Origin of the sequence: Sphaerospermopsis aphanizomenoides BCCUSP55, from assembly GCF_001586785.1 — a bacterium.
GTDB classification, from domain to species: Bacteria; Cyanobacteriota; Cyanobacteriia; order Cyanobacteriales; family Nostocaceae; genus Sphaerospermopsis_A; species Sphaerospermopsis_A aphanizomenoides_A.
In genome coordinates this window covers 1-255 of the sequence record NZ_LUFH02000253.1, presented here as the reverse complement: position 1 = coordinate 255, position 255 = coordinate 1, and the positions used below count along the sequence as shown (strand labels likewise).

1 rRNA gene is annotated in these 255 nt (G+C 49.8%); it reads right to left on the bottom strand.

The window, feature by feature from the left end:
* Positions 1-255: ribosomal RNA gene (locus A0J48_RS27845) — 23S ribosomal RNA — on the bottom strand; the annotation flags it as partial.

The following is a 255-nucleotide window of genomic DNA, read 5'->3' as shown; positions in this document are numbered from 1 at the left end:
CACCTTTCCCTCGCGGTACTTGTTCTCTATCGGTCACACAGTAGTATTTAGCCTTACGAGATGGTCCTCGCTGATTCATACGGGATTCCTCGTGCCCCGTACTACTCGGGATTCAGCTACTATCCTTTAACTTTCGACTACAGGACTTTCACCTCCTCTGGTGCAGTATTTAGCTGCTTCGTCTAGTCTCTGGGATTCGATATCGCTGTCCCACTACCCCAACAGGTAAACCCGTTGGTTTAGGCTCTTCCCCTT